The organism is Streptomyces sp. NPDC098789 (assembly GCF_044759975.1).
Classification (GTDB): Bacteria; Actinomycetota; Actinomycetes; order Streptomycetales; family Streptomycetaceae; genus Streptomyces.
Genome location: NZ_JBIWAJ010000012.1, coordinates 112,024 through 127,247, shown reverse-complemented (window position 1 = coordinate 127,247; position 15,224 = coordinate 112,024). Strand labels below are relative to the sequence as shown.

11 protein-coding genes are annotated in these 15,224 nt (G+C 74.0%); 6 read left to right on the top strand and 5 right to left on the bottom strand.

Annotated elements, in window-relative coordinates:
• Both ACIQWR_RS23930 and ACIQWR_RS23925 read left to right on the top strand, forming a co-directional pair.
• Complete coding sequence (locus ACIQWR_RS23930) at positions 1-1,314, top strand: acyltransferase family protein (protein ID WP_404012927.1); 1,314 nt, start codon at positions 1-3, stop codon at positions 1,312-1,314.
• Positions 1,315-1,406: 92 nt separating this feature from the next.
• The gene (locus ACIQWR_RS23925) at positions 1,407-2,030 is read left to right on the top strand and encodes a hypothetical protein (RefSeq protein ID WP_404012924.1); all 624 of its coding nucleotides are present in this window, start codon (positions 1,407-1,409) and stop codon (positions 2,028-2,030) included.
• Between the two features lie 39 nt (positions 2,031-2,069).
• On the opposite strand, the gene ACIQWR_RS23920 is transcribed toward ACIQWR_RS23925, so the two are convergent.
• From ACIQWR_RS23920 to ACIQWR_RS23905, 4 genes are all read right to left on the bottom strand, one after another.
• A complete protein-coding gene (locus ACIQWR_RS23920; RefSeq protein WP_404012921.1) occupies positions 2,070-3,329 on the bottom strand; it encodes an RICIN domain-containing protein in 1,260 nt (419 codons plus the stop codon).
• Positions 3,330-3,537: 208 nt separating this feature from the next.
• A complete protein-coding gene (locus ACIQWR_RS23915; RefSeq protein WP_404012918.1) occupies positions 3,538-7,794 on the bottom strand; it encodes a caspase family protein in 4,257 nt (1,418 codons plus the stop codon).
• On the bottom strand, positions 7,791-8,663 hold the full coding sequence (locus ACIQWR_RS23910; RefSeq protein WP_404012915.1) for a hypothetical protein: 873 nt from the start codon (positions 8,661-8,663) through the stop codon (positions 7,791-7,793). The genes ACIQWR_RS23915 and ACIQWR_RS23910 overlap by 4 nt, the downstream gene beginning before the upstream one ends.
• A 136-nt stretch (positions 8,664-8,799) precedes the next feature.
• Positions 8,800-10,767: a GTP-binding protein gene (locus ACIQWR_RS23905; protein ID WP_404012913.1), complete on the bottom strand. Its 1,968-nt coding sequence runs from the start codon at positions 10,765-10,767 to the stop codon at positions 8,800-8,802.
• Positions 10,768-11,076: 309 nt separating this feature from the next.
• Here ACIQWR_RS23905 and ACIQWR_RS23900 point away from each other — a divergent pair, with 309 nt between their 5' ends.
• From ACIQWR_RS23900 to ACIQWR_RS23885, 4 genes are all read left to right on the top strand, one after another.
• On the top strand, positions 11,077-11,598 hold the full coding sequence (locus tag ACIQWR_RS23900) for a hypothetical protein (RefSeq protein WP_404012910.1): 522 nt from the start codon (positions 11,077-11,079) through the stop codon (positions 11,596-11,598).
• A gap of 20 nt (positions 11,599-11,618) precedes the next feature.
• Positions 11,619-12,812, top strand: a complete 1,194-nt coding sequence (locus tag ACIQWR_RS23895; protein WP_404012908.1) for a sensor histidine kinase — start codon at positions 11,619-11,621, stop codon at positions 12,810-12,812.
• The gene (locus tag ACIQWR_RS23890) at positions 12,809-13,483 is read left to right on the top strand and encodes a response regulator (RefSeq protein WP_404012905.1); all 675 of its coding nucleotides are present in this window, start codon (positions 12,809-12,811) and stop codon (positions 13,481-13,483) included. The genes ACIQWR_RS23895 and ACIQWR_RS23890 overlap by 4 nt, the downstream gene beginning before the upstream one ends.
• 96 nt (positions 13,484-13,579) lie before the next feature.
• On the top strand, positions 13,580-14,413 hold the full coding sequence (locus tag ACIQWR_RS23885) for a HisA/HisF-related TIM barrel protein (protein ID WP_404012902.1): 834 nt from the start codon (positions 13,580-13,582) through the stop codon (positions 14,411-14,413).
• 57 nt (positions 14,414-14,470) lie between these two features.
• Here the strand turns inward: ACIQWR_RS23885 and ACIQWR_RS23880 are convergent, their stop codons facing one another.
• The gene (locus ACIQWR_RS23880; RefSeq protein WP_404013299.1) at positions 14,471-15,079 is read right to left on the bottom strand and encodes a TetR/AcrR family transcriptional regulator; all 609 of its coding nucleotides are present in this window, start codon (positions 15,077-15,079) and stop codon (positions 14,471-14,473) included.
• Between the last annotated feature and the right edge of the window lie 145 nt (positions 15,080-15,224).

The window sequence follows — 15,224 nt, the reverse complement described above, 5'->3', positions numbered from 1 at the left end:
GTGCCGCCCACCCAGATGGCGGGAGCCCCGGCCCGACCCCGCCCGCACCGCCGATCGGCCGGGCCGCGGCCCCACGACGACGCCCGGCTCGCGCACCTCCCGCCGCTGGACGGGCTGCGCGGTCTGGCCGTCCTCGGTGTGCTCCTCTTCCACCTCGGCGACCTCCCGGGCGGCTTCCTCGGCGTCGACCTGTTCTTCGTCCTGTCCGGGTTCCTGATCACCGGGCTCCTGCTGCGCGAGGCCGCGGCGAACGACGGACGGATCTCGCTCGCCGCCTTCTGGGGCCGCCGGGCCCGCCGGCTGCTGCCCGCCCTGGCGGCGGCCCTGGCGGGGACCCTCGTCCTGACCGTCCTGCTGGGCAGTCCCGCCATGATCCGGTTCGCCCGGCAGGACGCCCCGTGGGTCGTGGCGAACCTCGCGAACTGGCACTTCGTCGCCGAACAGGTCGGCTACTTCCAGGCGACCCCGACCCGGGTGTTCACGCACCTGTGGAGCATCGCCGTGGAGGAGCAGTTCTACCTCCTGTGGCCGCCGTTGGTGCTGCTCCTCGTACGGGCGGGCCGCGGCGCGTCCGGGACCCGGGCCTTCGGTCCCCGGGCGCTGGCCGTCCTCGCCGCCGCCGGCGCGCTGGCCTCGGCGGTCCTGATGGCCCTGCTGCTCAACCCCGCGGACACCACCCGGGTCTACGAGGGCACCGACACCCGTGCCTTCGCGCTGCTGCTCGGTGCGCTCGCGGCGGCCCCTGCCGTACGGAACCGGGTGGCCCGGCTGTCCGAGCGGGCCGCGGGGCGGCTCGCGCTGGTCCCGGCGGTCCTGCTCGCGGCCGCGTGGGTCCTGGTCCCGGGCACCGGGCAGGTCTTCCTCTTCCAGGGCGGGTTGCTGCTCCACTCGGCCGCTGCCGCCGCGCTGATCACCCTGCTGGCGCGCGCACCGGGGACCCCCCTCGGCCGGGTCCTGGGGCTGCGCCCGTTGACCGCGCTGGGCGAGCTCTCGTACGGGCTCTACCTGTGGCACTGGCCGCTGATCCTGCTGCTGGACCACGCGGGTCCGCAGCTGCCCGGCTGGGCCCGGACCCCCTGTCTGGTCGCCCTGTCCGTCGCGGTGGCGGCGCTCTCGAAGCGCTTCCTGGAGGACCCGGTCCGCTACCGCGCCCGCTGGGCGCACGGCCGCGGCGGGGCCCTCGCCGTGGTGGCCACCCTGGCCGCGCTCACCGCCCTGTGGCTGGCGCTCCCCCTCCTGTCCCCCGCCGCCTCGGGCACGCATCCGGGCCCGACGGTGGACGTCACCCAACTAGGCGCCCCGGCTGCGGACTAGGGGGTGTCCGGTCCTGTCACCGAAAGGGTTCTCCGTGTCACGGACCGGTCACAAGGGCCCCACCGCGGGTCCGTCCCGGCGAACATGGCGCAATGCGCACACAGCACACCACCGCCCTGCTCGCGGCGGCCGCCGCCCTCGCCCTCACGGCCTGCGGTCCGCAGGGCGGGTCGGGCTCGGACAAGCCCGCCGGCGCGGGCACGGCGCCTTCCGCGCGCCACACGCCGGCGCCGAAGGCCTCGGCCGCTCTTCCCCAGCTCGTCGGCAAGGGGCTGCAAACGGCCCAGGACGAGGCCCAGGCCGCCGGGTTCTACCGCTTGAAGTCCCACGACGCGCTCGGCCGCGACCGGCTCCAGGCCCTCGATCGGAACTGGAAGGTGTGTTCGCAGACCCCCGCCGCCGGTGCGGGAATCGACACGAGCACGACCGTCGACTTCGGCGCGGTCAAGCTCGAAGAGACCTGCCCCGCCACCGACGCACCGGCCCCGAAGCCCGCCGGGGACACCATGCCCGACTTCGTCGGCACGGGCATGAAGGCCGTGCGCGCCGCCCTGCCCGCCAACGCGAGCATCACCGTGAAGGACGCGGTGCAGAGCCGCATGGTCCTTCAGGAGTCGAACTGGAAGGTGTGCGCCCAGGACCCGAAGCCAGGAGCCGCCCTCACCGGCCAACCCGTCGCCTTCACCGTGGCCAAGACCGACGAGACCTGCCCCTGAGAACGGGCCCGGGCGGTACGGGTGTTGGGGAGCAGGGGGTCAGGACGTCGGGGGCGTCCACTTCTGCTGGGCGGCGCCGGTGCAGGTCCACAGCTGCAGCCGGGTCCCGTTGGCGGGGTTGCCGCCCGTGACGTCGAGGCACTTGTTCGCCTGTGGGTTGACGATGTCGCGGGCCCCGGACACCGTCCAGCGTTGGGCGCCGGTCCCGTTGCAGTCGTAGAGCTGCACCGGGGTGCCGTCGGCGGCGCCGCCGCTGGCGACGTCGAGGCACTTGCCGAGCGCCCGTACGGTGCCGTCGGCGCCGAGGGTCCAGCGCTGGGCGCCGGTGCCGTTGCAGTCGTAGAGCTGGACCGGGGTGCCGTTGGCCGGGTTGGCGCCGGCCACGTCGACGCACTTCCCGGCGAGACCGCTGATCTGGCCGCTGCGCCCGTCGGATCCGCTGTCGTAGGAGGTGACGCGGACGTGGTCGACCACCAGCTGTTGCGGGAAGGCCGTGCCGCCGTCGGGGTCGCCCGGCCAGTAGCCGCCGACCGCGAGGTTGAGGATCAGGAAGAACGGCTTGTTGAAGGCCCAGCTGCGGCCGCCCAGGTCGGCGGGGGTCCGCCGCTGGTAGACGGTGCCGTCGACGGACCACGTGACCGCGTCGGGGGCCCAGTCGACGGCGAAGGTGTGGAAGGCGTCGGCGAAGGCCTGGCCGCCGGGGAGGGAGTACGCCGCCCCGATGCCGCCGGAGCCGGAGTAGCCCGGTCCGTGGAGGGTGCCGTGCACGGTCGACGGTTCGAAGCCGACGTTCTCCATCACGTCGATCTCACCGGAGTTCGGCCAGCCGACCTGGCCGATGTCGTCGCCGAGCATCCAGAAGGCCGGCCACATGCCCTGGCCCCGCGGCACCTTGAGCCGCGCCTCGACGTGTCCGTACTTCTGGGTGAAGCGGCCCGCGGTGTTCAGCCGGGCCGACGTGTACTCGCAGCGGCCGTACCAGCAGGCGTAGTCGGAGGGGTTCTCGCGACGGGCGGTGATGACCAGGTGGCCCTGTCCGTCGAGGGCGGCGTTGCGGTTGCCCGCCGTGTAGTACTGCCGCTCGTGGTTGTTGACGTTGTCCCCGGTCTCGACCTGCCACTTGCCCGGGTCGACGGCGGCGCCGGCGGGTCCGTCGAAGTCGTCCGAGAAGGTCACGGCCGCGGCGGCCGTCGGCGTGGGGGCCGGGTTGCCGCTGGCCGGGGCGGTCAGGCCGCCCCAGCAGACGAGGGCGAGGGCGCATAAGAGCGCGCGTCGGTGCCAGGTGGGATGCACGGTCATCACATCGTTTCGGCGTGGGGGGGGGCGCGGCGGACTCATCCTGGCATGTCCATGCCAGGGCATACGACAGCCCGTCGCCAGGGAGTGAACGCGGAACCGGGCCGTCCGGGACCCTTCGTTCACTACTTGATTCAAGGTGCAGGCCACGGCGGCGTCAAGATGCCTGCACCCTCCGCGCCATTCGGCCCGGCTCCGCGGGTCGGCCGGGCTATGCCGGCCGGTCCGGCTGGACGCGGCGGTAGAACGCGATGTCCCGACCGCTGACCACGACGATGTCCCCGGAGTCGGTCAGTCCGAGATCGTCCACGGTGTCGAGGAAGATCGCTGTCACCGACGCTCCGAGGTGCAGGTCCCACACCCGCACCCTCCCGTCCCGCCCTCCGGTGACGGCCACGGGCCGACCGTCCAACGTCCCGCACACCACCGCGGACGCCCCTTCGGCATGCGCGTCGACGGAATCGCCGACGAGTTCCCGGGCGTCCAGGTCCCACAGCCGGACCGCACCGCCCTGCGCCGTGGCGATCGCCATCGGCCGGCCGTCCACCACCGCACACGCCACCGCGTACACCATGCTGTCCTGTCCGGGCAGGAGTCCGCCGCCGTGCGCGCCGCCCAACAGGTCCCACACCCGGACCGTCTCGTCCCAACCGCTGGTGACCGCGATCAGCCTGCCGCCCACGGCGACGCACGCCACGGCGGCCACCCCGCCGACGTGGCCCGTCAGGGGTTCGCCGAGGGGTTCCCGCCGATCCAGGTCCCACGCCCGCACCGTCCCGTCCAGTCCGCTCGTGACCGCCACCGGTCGGCCGTCCACGACCGCGCACGCCACCGCGTACACCTCGCCGACATGGCCCACCAAGGGGTGACCGAGCGGTGCGTCGGCGCCCAGGTTCCACACCCGCACGCCGCCCTGCTGCCCGCAGGTGACGGCCGTCGCCCGACCGTCCACCGCCGCGCACGCCACCGCGTACACCTCGCCGACATGTCCGAGGAGGGGTTCGCCGACCGGCTGCCCGGTGTCCGCGTCCCACAGCCGCACCGCGCCGTCCACGCCTCCGGTGACGACGGTCGGTCGACCGTTCACCACCACGCACTCCACGTCGGACACCCCGCCGGGGTGCGTGGGGAAGGGCTGGACGCGGGACGGCGCGTTCCGTGGGTTCCAGACCCGCACCGTCCCGTCCTGGCCCCCGGTGACCACCACGGGCTGGCCCTCCACCTCCGCGCACGCCACCCCGTACACCGCGTTGGTGTGGCCGGTGAGGGGTTCGCGGACGAGTTGCCCGGTGCGCAGGTCCCACACCCGCACCGTCCCGTCCCAGCCGCCGGTGACGGCCACCGACCGGCCGTCGACCTCCGCGCACGCCACCGCGTGGACCACGTTCGTGTGGCCGGTGAGCGGACCGCTGGAGGGCCGGCCGGTGCGCAGGTCCCACACCCGCACCGTCCCGTCCCAACTGCCGGTGACGGCGATCGGCCAACCGTCCACGACCGCGCACGCCACCGCGTGCACCTGGCTGTTCTGGCTGGTGGCCCGCTCACCGATGGGCCGGCCGGTGCGCAGGTCCCACCGCCGCAGGGTCCCGTCCTGGCCGCCGGTGACCGCGATCGGCCGGCCGTCCACCTCCGTGCAGGCCACCGCGTTCACCGCCGAGGCGTGGCCGGTGAGGGGCTTGCCGACCGGTCGGCCGGTGCGCAGGTCCCACACCCGCACCGTACCGTCCCAACTTCCGCTGACGGCCACCGGCCGGCCGTCCACCGCCGCGCAGGCCAGGGCGTGCACCTGGCTGGCGTGGCCGGTGAACGCTTCGCCGACCGGCGCCCCGGTGCGCAGGTCCCACACCCGCACCGTCTCGTCCCAGCCGCTGGTGACGGCCACGGGCCGGTCGTCCACCACCGTGCACGCCACCGCGGCGACCCCGCCGAGGTGGCCGGTGAGGGGTTCCCCGACGGGTGCTCCGGTGCGCAGGTCCCACACCCGCACGGTCCCTTCCTGCCCGGTGCTGACGGCCACCATCCGTCCGTCCACCACCGTGCAGGCCACCGCCAGCGCCGCACCGTGCCCGATCAGGGCGTCCTGCTGCGCGGTGCTGAAGCGGCTTCCGCTGGCCCAGGAGGGCGCCCACGAGCCGCCGGGGAGTTGTTTGACGAGTCTTTGGCGCAGGGACGTGGCGCCGGCGCGAGCGGCATCGAGTGCGAGGACCTGCCGCCGCTGCGCGGGATCGAGCGGCAGGTGCAGGTGCAGGTGGGCGCGGTAGACGGCCGCGTTGAGGCGGGGGACGTCCTGCCCGACGCGGCGCAGGTGCGGGGTGAGCCCCCGGGGCGCGACGTGGACGAGGTACTCCGGGTCCTCGACCAGGGCGTCGAGCAGCTCCGCTTCCGCGGCGTGGTGCGCGAGGTGGTGGAGCGCGTAGGGGTGGGCGCGGCCCCAGTCGCGGGTCGCGTCGGCCCGGTGGGGGACGCGGTCGCTCAGGACCCGGGTGTAGGCAGCGTGGATGCGGGTCGCGTCCGTGTCGTGGCGCAGGTGTTCGGCCATGGCCTCGTGGTAGAGGCGGTAGGCGGAGCGACCGTTCTCCACGGCCTCCACCACGTACGACCCGGCCGCGCGGCGCAGCCACAGGAGGTCCTGGTCGGTGTAGGCACGGCCGGCGATCTCACTCGCGAGGGAAGCCCATACGTCCTCCCAGGGCAGGCCCTGGCCCTGTGCCCACGCCAGCGGTCGCAGCAGGTCGGTGGCGCGCCGGGCATCGGGCCCGAGCCGCCGCTCCAGGTCCTGGCGCATGGCGTCGGTGGCGTGCCGGGGCAGGCCGGCGCGCCATCGCCGTCCCGTGTCGGACGGGATCGTGGGGGCCGCGGCGAGGGTGAAGGCGGCGAGGCGCGCGACGAGGAAGGAACGGTCCGCGGCCGTGGCCACGGCCTCCGCGACGGCCAGGACCCGCTCGGGCCGTTCGCGGTAGGGCGAGCTCTGGTGGGAGCCGAGCAGGATCCGGGCGGCGTAGGCGGTGACGGCCTCCCGGTCGGCGTACCGGGGGGCGTCCAGGTCGACCGTGTCCTCGACGGGGATGCCCAGGCGGTCCAGGAGGTAGGGGCGGGTGCCGAGCAACAGCCGGATCCGGCCCCGGGAGTGCGCGATGAGCGGGCGCAGGACACTGCTGCACAGGGTGTCGGGGGTCGCGGCCTCGTCGAGGGCGTCGATCAGGACGGTCAGCGGTCGCCGGCGCCCGTCCAGGGCGTCGAGCAGCTCTCCGACGGTGGTGGCGCGTACGCGGGCCGCCGCGCCCAGGGCGTGCAGGACGTCGGTGTCGGTGAGGCGTTGGGCGTAGATCGCGGTGTCGAGGGCGCCCGGGCCGATCAGGTCGGCGGGGATCTGCAGGGCGCTGGTGGGGACGGTCCTGCGGTGTTCGGGGTGGGACAGGGCCGCCACCACGCCGAGCACGGCGGTCTTGCCCGAGCCGGGTCCCGCGGTCACCACGCGGGCGGCCGACGCGGCGGGGCCCGGCGGCTCCTTCAGCCATGTGCCGATCGCCGCCAGCGCGGCGTGCCGGCCGCTGAACCACCACTGCGGGTTGGCGTCCTGGTGGCGGGCGCCGGAGTGGTGCCCCATGGCGCGGACCAGGAGGCGGGCGGTGAATTCGGTCTCCCGCAGCCGGTCCTGCTCGTCGAAGGAGGCGGCCTGCTGGAGGGCGAGGTCGACGTCGTTGAGGCGGACGTCGTGGCGCGGGTTGGGGAAGAAGGCCGGGGGCTCGCCGTCGAGGCCGGCCAGGGTGAGTGCGATCCGCTGGTGCCCGGGCCGCTTCTCGGAGTCGTTGACGTGCTGGACGACGGCGTTCACCGAAAGGCTCCCGGGGGCGTGGCCCGCGACGGACAGGTCCGTCACCGCGTCCCGCAGCAGCGTCGGGAAGAGGGCGGCCACGGCCTGCTGGTGCGGCTGGGCGGAGGAGATCACCACGAGCCCGGACCCCGGGGTGCGGCTCCAGCCCGACTCGACGCGGTTCAGTGCGGCGGCGGCGAGCTGGTTGCCGCCCTTGGCGCTGTAGCAGGCGTCCAGCATCAGCATGACGCGTCGCACCCGGGTGTCCTGGAGCATCGCGCGGGCGAGGTCCGTGGTGCGCAGCGAGGTGTAGGACTTGCGGTTCGGGTCGGTGTCCGTGGTCAGCAGGACGTGCTCGCCGCCCGCGTCGAGGACGTCCCCGTGGAGGGACAGGTAGACGGCGAGGAGGTCGTCCGCGCGGCGGTCGGCCGCGCAGCAGAAATCGTTGAGGGCGTCGGTGAGCTGCTGTTTGCTGGGGTTCAGCGGCAGCGCGTCGTAGTGCTGGTAGCCGAGGGTCTCGGTGAACAGTTCCACGATCCCGGCCCGGGCCTCGACCAGGCCGGGCCGGTTCCAGACGGGGTTCTTCGGGTAGTCGGCCACGACGGCGGCGATCAGGAAGCGGCGTCCCTGCCCGCCCGGGGCCGCGTCGGTCACGCGAGGGCCTCGGCGACGGCCTTCCCGCACAGGGCATCGGTGAGGTAGGCGGTGGCGTCGTGGGCGTGCGCCCCGGTTTCGAGGAGCCCGGAGCGCAGTTCGTCGCCGAAGGCCGGCCGCAGGTCCTTCACCAGCGCGACGACGTCACCGTGCCCTGCGAGGTTCGTCCAGGTCAGGGCCTTCCCACCCGGCCAGGTTCCGCGGGCCCGCGCGCGGGGGCCGGTCGGTGCGGGGTCGAGCCGGTCGAAGACCAGGTTCCTGATGCCGAGCGGCGAACCGATCGTGACCAGGGCCCGCACGCCGTGGTCGGGCAGGGCGCACAGCGCCTCGTAGGCGACGACCGAGCCCAGCGAGTGGGCGACCACGACCCGGGTGTCCGGGCCGATCGCGCCGATCACGCGCTGGCGGACCGCGCCCCGTACGGCCGGATCGGTGAGGTAGGCGCGTACCTGCTTGAGGTCGGCGACCATGTGCCGCAGTGCGATGTCCGCGAAGAACCGCGATCCGGACAGCGCGCGCAGCGCGGCCTGCGCGGAGCCGGGCGTGGCGAGGAGGGTGTCCTGCGCGTCCGGCGGCACGACGCCCGGGTCGCTCTGCGCCGCCGCCCGCCACCACGCGCCCAACAGCTCCTGCTCGAAGGGGTCGTCGACGTCCTCGGCGGTGTACGGCAGGTCGTCGACGGAGAGCATCTGGCCGGACGGCCGGAACAGGTCCCCGTAGAAGGCCATCGCCACCTCCGACGCGTCCAGCGAGCCGCCCGCGTCGACCCGGCGCAGACCGTCGCCCAGCGCCGGCCACCAGGCCGAGAGCAACATCCCCTCCCCCTGGACCTGTTGACCGATCCCGTGCACGCACACCACTCGGGCCATTCGGCCCACCCCCTGAGACACGACCCTGGAACACGACCCTGGAACACGACGCGAAGGCACCTGCCCAGAGGCACTACTACCAGTCGCCCCCGGCCCGCCGCAGGCGTTCGCCGGACCTCCGGGCAGATGGCCGCGCTCAGCTCGGGCCGCTCCCGGTGGCGCGGGCCCCACGGTCCGTGCCCGCCCGGGCGCGCTGCACGGGAGCGAGGCGGTAGTGGCTGAAGGCCGTCTCCAACACGCCGTCGCCGCTGGTGAGTGCGGGCAGTTCCCGCCCCAGGCCGTGCACGCGGTCCGCGGGCAGGAGGCCCTCGACCACGTACGCGTCCCCCCGCGCCGCCGGGGGTTCCGGCTGGGCCCGGTGCCGGGCCAGCGCGAGCGCCACCGCCGCGTGGGCGTCCTGCGGGAAGTCCAGGCGGAACCGGTGCACCGGCTCGTGCACGACCGTACCGGCCCGGCGCAGCGCCGACATGAGGACCAGCCGGGTGAGCGCCCGGAATTCCCCGGCCGTGCTGCGGATGCTGCAGAATCCCGAGTGCGTCATGGTCACGGTGCAATCGGGCACCTGCCAGCCGAACGGCCCCCGGCCCAGGGTCGCGCGGACCGTCTCCTCGACGGCGCGCATGTAGCCCGGCGGCAGCGAGCCGAGCTCGACCTCCCTGCGGAAGGCGACGCCGCCGCCGACCCGACCCGGCTCCACGCGCAGCCCCACCGTCGCCAGGAGCCGGTTCCCGTCCTGGTCGATGATCTCGTGCGCGGCCCCCGTACCGGTGACGCGCTCGACGCAGATCGGGGTCGTCCCGTGGAAGGAGACCGTGATCCCGTACTCCTGTGCCAGGGCGGCCGCGAGGACTTCCTTCTGCACCTCGCCGTACAGCGAGACCGACAGCTCCGGGCCGTCCGGGTCCTGCCGCAGGCCGATCAGCGGGTCCTGTTCGGCGAGTTGGGTGAGGGCGTGGTGCAGGGCGCCCCGGTCGGCGGGGTCGGCAGGTGCGACGACGGTCTCCAGAGAGGGGGCGGCGAAGACCCGCCCGTAGGGGCGGCCGTCGGGCTCCTGACCGAGCACGTCCCCGATCCGGACCGTCGACAGGCCGTGCAGCACCGCGATCTGGCCGGCCCGGGCCACCGGAGCGCGCACCGCGGCGCCCCGGTCGAAGACGGCCAGGTCGGTGACCTTGGGCCGGGCGCCCGCGCCGACGCCCGCGACCGGGACCCGGTCGCGGACCGCGAGTCGGCCGGAGAAGATCCGGGCGTAGGCGATCCGCTCGCCGCCCCCGCCCCGCTCCACCTTGAACACCCGCGCCGACAACGGCGCCCGGACATCGGCGCGTTCGGCGGGGAGGAGGTGCTCGATGCCCTCGACGAGGTCCGCGATCCCGGCGCCGGTGATCGCCGAGCCGACGTAGACCGGGTGCACGCGCCCGCTGCGGGTCTGCGCGACGAGCGCGGACCGCAGCCGCTCGTGGGGGACGGACCGCTCGTCGGCCAGGTAGGCGCCGAGCAGGGCGTCGTCGTGGGTGGTGAGCACGTCCAGCAGGTCCTGCGTGAAGGCGGTGTCGTCCGGGGCGAAGGCGGCGACACCGGCCGAGGCCGCGCCGAGGTCGGCCACGACCCGCCCCATCGGGATCACGGCCACGTCCAGGGTGCGCCGGACCTCCCGCAGGACGCGGGCGTCGTCGGCGCCGCGCCGGTCCACCTTGTTGATGAAGACCAGGGTCGGGATGGCGAGCCGCTTCAGCGTCCGCATCAGGACGCGGGTCTGCGGCTGTACGCCCTCGACCGCGGAGACGACGAGGACGGCGCCGTCGAGGACGCCGAGGACCCGCTCCACCTCGGCGATGAAGTCGGGATGGCCCGGGGTGTCGATCAGGTTCACGGAGAGCGCCGAACCACCGCTCCCGAGCGGGAAGTTGACGACGGCCGACTTGATGGTGATGCCGCGGCGGCGTTCCATCTCCAGGCTGTCGGTCAGGGTGTTGCCGGCATCGACGCTGCCGATCTCGCCGATGACCCCGGCCGCGTACAGCAGCCGTTCGGTCAGGCTGGTCTTACCGGCGTCGACGTGGGCCAGGATGCCCAGGTTGAGCGTGCGTGAGGCGGTGTGCACAGAGCGTCATGTCCTTCAGGTGGATGATCGTTCCTTTCGCGGGGGACATGAACGAACGGCGCATCGATCGGCTCCTCGGTGACGTTGGGCTCTCCCCCGACGCTCGCACACCACCCGCCCCCGCAGCCACCGCATTTCGGCACGGGCGGGCCTGCGGAAGCGATCCCGGGCGCGGCGCCGGCCTCCACCCCTCCCCTCCACCCCCGCTCTCCACCCCTCCTCTCCACCCCCGCTCTCCACCCCCGCTTCCACCCCTTCTTCCACCCCTGGGTCCAGGTGCCGCGGGCCGATCCCCAGCAGTCTTGAGGCATGACAACGACCGAGTGGATCACCGACATCGCCCTCCTGCTGATCGTCTTCCGCCAGCTCCGGGAAGGCCGGCTCGACCTCAAGACCTTCCTGATCCCGCTGGGGATCGTGGCCTTCGTCGCCAACTCCTATCTGGACACCATTCCCACCGCGGGCAACGACCTGGTGCTCATCGGGCTCCTGGTCGCCGTCGGCGCCGCGCTCGGCATCGCGGGCGGTATCTACACCCGGATCCGGTCCCTCGACGGGCACCTCCTGATCAAGGCCGGTGCGGTGTCCGCCGTCCTGTGGGTCGTGGGCATGGGCGCCCGGATGGGCTTCCAGCTCTGGGTCCAGCACGGCGGCGCCGCCGCCGTCGGGCGGTTCAGCGTCACCCACCAGATCACCACCGAGAAGGCCTGGGTGGCGGCGTTCGTACTGATGGCCCTCACCGAGGTGGTCACGCGAGTGGCGACGATCTTCATCCGGAGCCGCACCACCGCCGTGACCCGCCCCGTGGCCGTCCTCGACCGCACGGCCTGACCGTGCAGTACGTTCTGCACATGCCCACGACCCACAGCGCTCCGCCTCCGGGAAGTACACCGCCCCCGGAGGCGGTCCCGCATCCGGTTCCCGGCCAGGACCCCCGCGTCCGGTGGGCCCTGACCCTGGCGGTGATCGTCGTCGGCGTCGTGACGGTCCGGCCCATGGGCGTCACCGGCCGGGGCCTGGCCGTCGCCGCGCTCTTCGCCCTCTGCACGGCCGCACTGCTGGCCCGGGGCCTGCCGGAGAACCCGACCACGCAGCGGTTCGCCCTCCCCTGGCTGACCGGCGGAGTCCTCGCCGCGGCCGGCCTGATCGCGGTGAGCAGCAGCGGAACGGGCTATCTGTTCGCCTTCTTCCTGGCCGGTCACATCGGCTACCGGCTGGAGACGAAGTGGGCGCTGGCCCTCGCGGCGCTGTGCAGCGCGCTCTGCGCGGGCGTCCTGTACTTCGACCTCGGGCCGGGGCACCAGCAGCTGCCGTGGACCCTCGGCCTCTCCACCGGCGCTACGGTCCTGGTCGGCATCCTCAACCGCAGTCAGCGCCAGGCGGTGCGGGCGGTGATCGCGGCCTCCGAGTCGGCCGAGCGCGCGGCCCGGGCCGAGGCGCGCACGGCCGTCCTGGCCGAGCGCGGCCGGATCGCCCGGGACGTGCACGACGTACTGGCGCACTCGCTGGCCGGGATCAACATGCAGCTGGAGCTGACCGACGCGTTGATCGAGACCGGCGACCTGGAGAAGGTCCGGGAGGCCAACGCCAAGGCCCACTCCCTCGTCAAGGAGAGCCTGCGGCAGGCGCAGTGGACCGTGCACGCGCTGCGCGAGGACGCGCTGCCGCTGATGGAGACCCTGACCGCGATGGTCGAGTCCTCGGGCCACCGCGACGCCCTCACCGTCACCGGTACGGTCCGCGAACTCCCGACCCGGGTGACCCAGAACCTGCTGCGGATCGCCCAGGAGGCGCTGACCAACTCCGCTCGGCACGCGCCCGGGGGAGGCGTCGGGGTGGAGCTGACGTTCGCCGTCGGATCGACGACACTGAAGATCCGCAACGGCCCCGGCACCCGCGCGGTGACCGCGGGTCCCGGCAGCGGGATGGGGTTGATCGGCATGCGCGAACGCGTCGCGCTGTTGGAAGGAACCGTCACCGCGGGCCCGGTCACGGAAGGGCCGGACCGGGGCGGTTGGCACGTGGAGGCAGTGATCCCGGGATGAGTGAAGTGAGCGAGCAGCAAGAGAAGTTGCGGGTGGTCGTCGCCGACGACCAGGCCGCCGTGCGGGAACCGCTCGCCGCGGTGCTCGGACTGGCCGACGACATCGACGTGGTCGCGGCCGCCGCGGACGGGACCGAGGTGCTGGCGGCGGTCGCCGCCGGGCCGGTGGACGTCGTACTGATGGACCTGCGGATGCCCGTCATGGACGGGATCGAGACGACCCGCCGGCTGGGCGAGCAGTACCCGCAGGTGGCGGTGGTGGTGCTCACCACCTTCGCCGACGACGAGTCGATCCTGGGCGCCCTGGGCGCGGGAGCCCGCGGGTACCTGACCAAGAACGCCGGACGCCAGGACATCACCCGGGCCATCCGGGCCGCTGCCGCCGGCCAGTCCGTCCTCGACCGCGAGGTGCAGGACCGGCTGCTCGCGACCGTACGGACCACGGCGACGGCGTCGCCCGCGGCGCGGCCCGCCCTGCCCGCGGACCTCACGCCCCGCGAACGCGAGGTCCTCGCGTTGATCGGTCGGGGCCTGCCCAACCGGGGCATCGCCGAGAAGCTCTTCATCAGCGAGGCCACCGTCAAGACCCACATCAACAACCTGTTCGCCAAGGCGGACATCCCCGACCGCGCGGCCGCCGTCCGCCGCGCCATCGAGGCCGGCCTGGCCTGACCGGCGGGTGTGGCGCGTTCGCGCCGTATCCGGGCCGGGCGTCGGCTTCCTACTGTGCTCTGCGACGGTCACACCGCGCGCGTGGAGGGATCCGTGATGGGGACGAGGACGGGGATGGAAATGGCCGGGGTGCCGGGGGACGCGGCGTCGGGGCAGGAGACCTCGGGCGGGGGCGGGTTCGAGGTGTTCCCGTCCGTGCACGTGGCCGACGGCCGCGTGGTCCACCTCGTCGGCGACGGCCACGTCCCGGAGGTCGGTCGGACCGATCCGCTCCAGGTGGCGCTGGCGTTCCAGGAGCAGGGCGCGAGGTGGCTGCACCTGGTGGTCGCCGAAGACGACGGCGACAGCGATGGCGGGCTGCTGCAAGCCCGCCGGATCATCGACGCCGTGAGCATGGACGTACAGCTGATGTGCCGCAGGGGCATCGACGACGACCGCGCGCTGGAAGCGGCCCTCGATACCGGCTGTACCCGCCTCAACCTCGGCCGCAGTGCGTTGACCGACCTGACATGGTGCGCTGCTGCCGTCGCCCGACACGGCGCGCGGCTGGGCGTGAGCCTGCCCGTTCGCACCGGGGACCTCGCCCGGGGGCTGCGCCTGGCCGGGCCCGGCGGCTCGGACGCCGGCGGCCTGTGGGACGCGGTCGCGGTGCTCGACGCGGCGGGCTGTGCCCGCTACGTGGTCACCGACGTCGGCCGGGAAGGAACCCTCACGGGCCCCCACACCGGCCTGTTCACCGAGGTGTGCGCGCGGAGCACGGCCGGTGTGCTGGCCGCGGGCGGGATCGCCTCCCTGGACGACCTGCGCGCCGTCGCCGACCTGGCCCCGCACGGCGTCGAGGGGGCCCTGGTCGGCCGCGCCCTGTACGCGGGGGCGTTCACCCTGTCCGAGGCGCTGGCCTGTACGGGCGCGGCCCGCGAGCGGGACTGACGCCCGGGCTCGGGCCCGACGGCCGCCCCGCGGGGCCCGCCCGCGGCGCGCGAGCCCTCAGCGGCCGGCTCCGGGCGCCGCGTGGCGCTCCACGGTGGCCTCGACGATCCGCACGAGCAGCTCGCCCGCGTCCACGATGCTCGCGTTCTGGGCGCTCACCTGCGCCCCTTCGAGGGTGAAGGTGATCTCCGCGGCGGCCCCGTCCGGATCGCCCAGTCCGGCGCGGTCGCACAGGGCGGTGAGCCGGCGCAGTTGGCCGGCCTTGTGGGCTTCGATCAGCCGGCGCGCCGGGTGGGTGCGGTCGGGCAGTTCGGCCACGGAGTTGATGAACGGGCACCCCCGGTGGGAGATCTCCGGGAGTCCGTCGGCGATGAAACGGGCCATCCCCAGGATCTGTGCCCGGGGGTCGTCGGGGTGCGCGAGTTCCAGGCGGTCGAACACCGCGGCGTAGTCGGCCGCGACGATGCGCAGCCATTCCTCCACCAGTGCGTCCTTGGTCGCGAAGTGGCGGTAGAGAGCCATCTTCGTGGTTTCGGCCCGGACGGCGATCGCCTGGACGCCCACCGCCTTGATCCCCTCGCGCGAGAAGAGCTCCTCCGCCGCGTCGAGGATCCGCTCCCGGGGCGGCAGCTTGGCCACCCTGCTCTGCCTGCTGACCCTGTCCATGCTCGCCATGCGGCCCTTCTCCGGTCCGGTGGGGGATCGCACCGTCTGATCACGATGCTACGGTACCGATCAGTCCTGCACGATACCGCTCGGTCTCAGTCGATACCGAGCGGTCCCGTCGCGCCGTAACGACACCCCTGGACGG

Coding starts and splice junctions, on each gene's coding strand:
- ACIQWR_RS23925 (WP_404012924.1), top strand. CDS start 1,407: ATGCGCACACAGCACACCACCGCCCTGCTCGCGGCGGCCGCCGCCCTC.
- ACIQWR_RS23920 (WP_404012921.1), bottom strand. CDS start 3,329: ATGACCGTGCATCCCACCTGGCACCGACGCGCGCTCTTATGCGCCCTC.
- ACIQWR_RS23910 (WP_404012915.1), bottom strand. CDS start 8,663: ATGGCCCGAGTGGTGTGCGTGCACGGGATCGGTCAACAGGTCCAGGGG.
- ACIQWR_RS23900 (WP_404012910.1), top strand. CDS start 11,077: ATGACAACGACCGAGTGGATCACCGACATCGCCCTCCTGCTGATCGTC.
- ACIQWR_RS23895 (WP_404012908.1), top strand. CDS start 11,619: ATGCCCACGACCCACAGCGCTCCGCCTCCGGGAAGTACACCGCCCCCG.
- ACIQWR_RS23890 (WP_404012905.1), top strand. CDS start 12,809: ATGAGTGAAGTGAGCGAGCAGCAAGAGAAGTTGCGGGTGGTCGTCGCC.
- ACIQWR_RS23885 (WP_404012902.1), top strand. CDS start 13,580: ATGGGGACGAGGACGGGGATGGAAATGGCCGGGGTGCCGGGGGACGCG.
- ACIQWR_RS23880 (WP_404013299.1), bottom strand. CDS start 15,079: ATGGACAGGGTCAGCAGGCAGAGCAGGGTGGCCAAGCTGCCGCCCCGG.